This is a genomic window from Calditrichota bacterium, assembly GCA_013152715.1.
GTDB lineage: Bacteria > Zhuqueibacterota > Zhuqueibacteria > Thermofontimicrobiales > Thermofontimicrobiaceae > 4484-87.
This window is the reverse complement of the sequence record JAADFU010000108.1, coordinates 1-4,394: the sequence shown is the minus strand read 5'-3', so window position 1 is coordinate 4,394 and position 4,394 is coordinate 1. Positions and strand designations below refer to the sequence as shown.

The following is a 4,394-nucleotide window of genomic DNA, read 5'->3' as shown; positions in this document are numbered from 1 at the left end:
AAATTGATGTTTTTCCCGATTAGTGAGGATTTCTCCGGGCACGGACGCTTCGGGAAATTCATTGCCCAGCACCGAGCACTCAATTTCCCGCCCTTCGACGGCTTCTTCGATGAGAATTTTCGTGTCGTATTGAAATGCGTCCGCGACAGCAGTTTTTAGTTCCGACGCACTGGTGACGCGATGAATTCCTACGGACGAGCCCAGATTTGCCGGTTTGACGTAACAGGGAGAGCCCAGCGCTTTTTCGATCTGATGGAAATTGATCGACTCTTTTTGAAAATCGCGAAAGACAAGAAATTCCGGCGTGGGAATGAGCGCATCTCTGAGCAAGCGTTTCATCACATCTTTGTCCATGCCCACGGCGGAACCCAATACGCCGGCGCCGACAAAGGGGAGATTCAGCAATTTGAGGACTCCCTGAACAGTGCCGTCTTCGCCGCAAGTTCCGTGCAAAACCGGAAAAACAACGTCCAGCTCGAGGCGCGTGGTTGGGTCGGAAATTTTGACAAATTGTTGTTTGTCTTCACCGGGGATGAGTGCAATTTCCTCGCTTGGATTCGGTTCGTAAGCTATGTCCGGCCTGTCTGCGTGCAGCAAAAATCGCTCTGCCACGTCGCGGTACCAACGTCCCTGCTTGTCGATACCGATCAGTACCACATCATATTTATTTTTGTCAATCGCCAGATAAACATTGCGCGCTGACTGGATGGAAACTTCGTGTTCTGCGGATTTCCCCCCGAAAAGCAAACCGACACGGATTTTTTTTGATGACATAATTTTTCCTATTTTTAATGTTTTGTAGGTTCAAGTGGCAAGTACAACAATTCTGAAAAAATCCACAATAACAAGACCCAAGCTCCGAACAAATTCCAATTCCAAATAATTCAAACTCCAAACAGAATATAAAATAACTTAAGCTAATAATCAATAATAAAATTGGCTTGAGAAAAATTGTCTTTCCTGCGAACTTTTTGCAGGCAATTCTCGTCTTACTTGCAGGAAAAGGAGACATGTCTTGGAGAGAGAAAAACGACTTGTGCAACGCGCACAGAGCGGAGACCGCTCGGCATTTCGCCAGTTGGTGGAAGATCACGAGAAAAAGATATACGGAGTTTGTTACGATCTGACCGGAAAACATGAAGATGCGTGTGATTTGTCGCAGGATGTTTTTGTGCAAGCCTATCAGGCTCTCGGATCGTTTCGTGGGGATGCAAAATTTGGCTCCTGGCTCTACCGGATCGCGGTAAATTTGTGGCTAAATCGCAAGAGAAAAAAGTCATTTGCTTTCATTCTTTTCAAGGAAAGTAATCATCTCGATCAAAATTTTGCAGGCGGAACAACATCAAATTCCAATCCGGAGCAATATGCTGAATCAAAATTAATGCACGCCAACATTGCGCGCGCATTGACGAAACTTTCACCGCGAGAACGGTCGATTTTTGTGTTGCGTCACTACGAAGATTTACCGCTGAAAGAGATCGCAGAAATTCTGGAAATAAAATTGGGCACGGTGAAAAGTCTCCTGTTTCGCGCCTTGAAAAAATTGCAAAAGGAACTTTATTTTTATCAGGAAGAATTCCTTCGGGAGAAAAACAATGAGTGAATGCAAAAAAATACGCCAAAAGATGCCAGAAGCTGTCTATTCGGAGTTGACCGAAGATGAAAAAAAAGATTTTTTCCGACATCTGGATTCCTGTCCTGCGTGCCGGACAGAGTTCGCAAAAATGAAAAATAGTCTGAACGCAATGAGTCAATGGCAGAGGCACGAGCCGGGCAATGAATTCTGGGAAAATTACTGGGCAAATTTGGCGCCGCGCCTTAGCGAAAAAGCCGCAAGCGTAGGGTTTGTGCAAAAATTAAAAAATCGAATCTTGCCTGAAAAAATCTCCTTTGCCAGATTCATTCCGCAATTTGCTGCCGCTGTTGTCATTTTAATTTTCGGGATTTTTATTGGCAAATTTCTTTTTAATGGAAAAACTGATACCAACCTCGCTGAAAGTAATTTTCAATTAAGTGGCCAGCAAAACCAACCGGAGCTAATTTCTGCCGAAAGATATCTGGAAAAATCAAAAATTATTTTGCTGGGACTGGTGAATTTCGACCCCAAGAAGGATGATCCTTATGTTTTAAATTTGCCATATCAGAAAAAGCTCTCGCAAAACCTGGCATTTCAGGCGAATTATCTCAAAACCGAGCTAACAGATTCTGGCTATGCTGCATTGGCTGATTTGATCGGACAACTGGAAATTATCATGCTGCAAATTGCTAATTTGGAAAAAAGCAATAATTTGCCGGGAATTGCGCTCATCAAAGCGGGCGTGAAAAGAAATGGAATTTTGCTGCAAATTTCTCTGGAAGAAATGGGAATGACCGGGAAAAAAGAAACAAATCTCAATCCCGGAAAAACATCAGCAAAAATTTAACAGGAGTTTGGAAATGAAAACAGTCAAAGCGATTTCTGTCAGTTTACTAATTTTCATTATTGTCAGTGTTTCCTCTGTCGTCGCAGGAGAGAACCAAACGTCCGATGCCAAAGCCTACCAAAAAGTTTACCAGCTTGTGCTTGAAGAAAACTGGGGACAGGCGATAACTGAATTGAAGAAATTTGTCAAAGAATTTCCGGAATCGGATTGGCAGGACGATGCGCAATTCTGGCTCTGCTACGCGCGGGAAAAGAACGGAGAAAATCCGGAAATTGTGTTTAAAGGTTATCAGAAATTTATCGAAAAGTATCCCGGGAGCAAATGGTCTGACGACGCCAAATCAAATATGATTCGCGTAGGACAAAAACTGGTGGAAATGGGCAAAGATGAATATCGCCAGATAATCGAGAAATTTAAACAAAGCGATGAAGAACAGGTAAGTATTGCTGCGCTTTTTGCCTTGCAGCGAATTGGGGATGAGTCCACGCTGCCGGCGATTTGCAAGTTGTACGACCGTAGCAACAATGAAGAAGTTCGTTCCAATATTGCCATGGTGTTAAGCAAGTTCAATTCAGATCGTGCCATTGAAAAGCTCGCTGAAATTGTGCGAAAAGACGACAGTGAAAAAGTGCGCATTCGGGCAATTATGGCGCTGTCTCGAAAAATCAATAAAAATCCGGAAGCGCTTAAGGTGCTGAAGGAGCTCGCGGTTTCAGGGAAGGAAGAGGAAATCAGGAAACGAGCGCTAATGGCGCTGGCAGGTAGCGACAACCCGGACTTGATTCCATTTCTCCGCGAAATTGCTCTGAAAAATGAAAGTGAAAATGTGGCAGTGACGGCAATCATGGCGTTGTCGCGTTACAGAACTCCCCAGACTGCACAGGCAATGATCGATATTCTGAATAAGTCCAATTCGAGTAAAGCAAAACGAATGGCGCTGATGAGCCTGCGGAATTATCATAGCGCAGCAGCGCTGAAGGCTTTAACAAAGATTCTCGCAGCAAATGAAGATTCTGAATTGGTGCGGGCGGCTGTCGTTTGTCTGGTGGATATGCGGTCTGATGAGTCGGAAAAAGCATTGGAAAAAATCCTCTTTTCCAGTAAAGATAAACACATCAGAGAAATGGCATTGTCTTCCCTGCGCTGGATGGACAACGAACGCACCCGAAGGATTTTGCTCAAGTTGGCTCTCGAAGAGAAAGATGTGGATTTGACAAAAACTGCGCTCATGGCAATGCAGTCAAAGCAAAGAAAAGAGAATATCCCGGTGCTGAAAGAAATCCTCTCCAGCACAAAATCGCCGGATGTAAAAAGAATAATTTTGCGCCAGTTGATGGAAATCGACGACAAAACAGCAGTCAGCGTTATCGCCGAAATCTTGAAAACAGAAATTAATTCCGAAGTGCGCGAAGATGCGGTGATGACTTTGGGCAGGGCAAAAAATGACAAAGCTGTGGCTTTGCTATCAGATATTGCCAAAAACGATCCCAACATCCGCGTGCGCAAAAATGCGGTCATGGCATTGGGCAGAATTGGCACGCCGGAAGCGCAGGAGGCGCTGATTGAAGTGCTGGAAAAGTAGGGAATGCAAATTTGCATTCCCTACATATAGACAGTTAAAAAAACAATAACACAACATAAAGCGTAAAATCTATCAATGAACGGGGTTATTAGACACCCTGTTTATTGTAGCGTGAATTTGAAGCTGCTGAAGCCGCTATCCTGAGGACATTTTTTGGGGGCGTTTTTTTTCTAGCACGATGAATCGTGGTGTTTTTACAAATCCGATCCATTTCAAAGGTTCTGAAGGAGATTTTCCAAAAAAAATTCGCGCGCTGCTTCGCAGCGCTCCCAGAGCCCAGAGTACAGATTTTCCAGAGTACAGAGTGTTTTAAAACGGGGACAGAATAATACGAAAACCAATAACGTAGAACCTGAAGTTCGGATAGTGCCCGCTGCGATGAGCGCAAC

The 4,394-nt window shown here is 44.1% G+C and carries 3 protein-coding genes and 1 pseudogene (1 of these 4 running past the window's edge); 3 read left to right on the top strand and 1 reads right to left on the bottom strand.

The features are described 5' to 3' along the window. Positions 1-774, bottom strand: a pseudogene (gene ddlA / locus GXO74_08765) (D-alanine--D-alanine ligase); it reaches 347 nt to the left of the window's first position. Positions 775-1,015: 241 nt separating this feature from the next. Here ddlA and GXO74_08760 point away from each other — a divergent pair. The 3 genes from GXO74_08760 to bamD are packed head-to-tail and all read left to right on the top strand — an operon-like array spanning position 1,016 to position 4,005. After that, a complete protein-coding gene (locus GXO74_08760) occupies positions 1,016-1,603 on the top strand; it encodes an RNA polymerase sigma factor (protein NOZ61761.1) in 588 nt (195 codons plus the stop codon). Further along, a complete protein-coding gene (locus GXO74_08755) occupies positions 1,596-2,423 on the top strand; it encodes a hypothetical protein (protein ID NOZ61760.1) in 828 nt (275 codons plus the stop codon). The genes GXO74_08760 and GXO74_08755 overlap by 8 nt, the downstream gene beginning before the upstream one ends. A 13-nt stretch (positions 2,424-2,436) precedes the next feature. Next, complete coding sequence (bamD, locus tag GXO74_08750) at positions 2,437-4,005, top strand: outer membrane protein assembly factor BamD (protein ID NOZ61759.1); 1,569 nt, start codon at positions 2,437-2,439, stop codon at positions 4,003-4,005. The last annotated feature ends 389 nt before the right edge of the window (positions 4,006-4,394 follow it).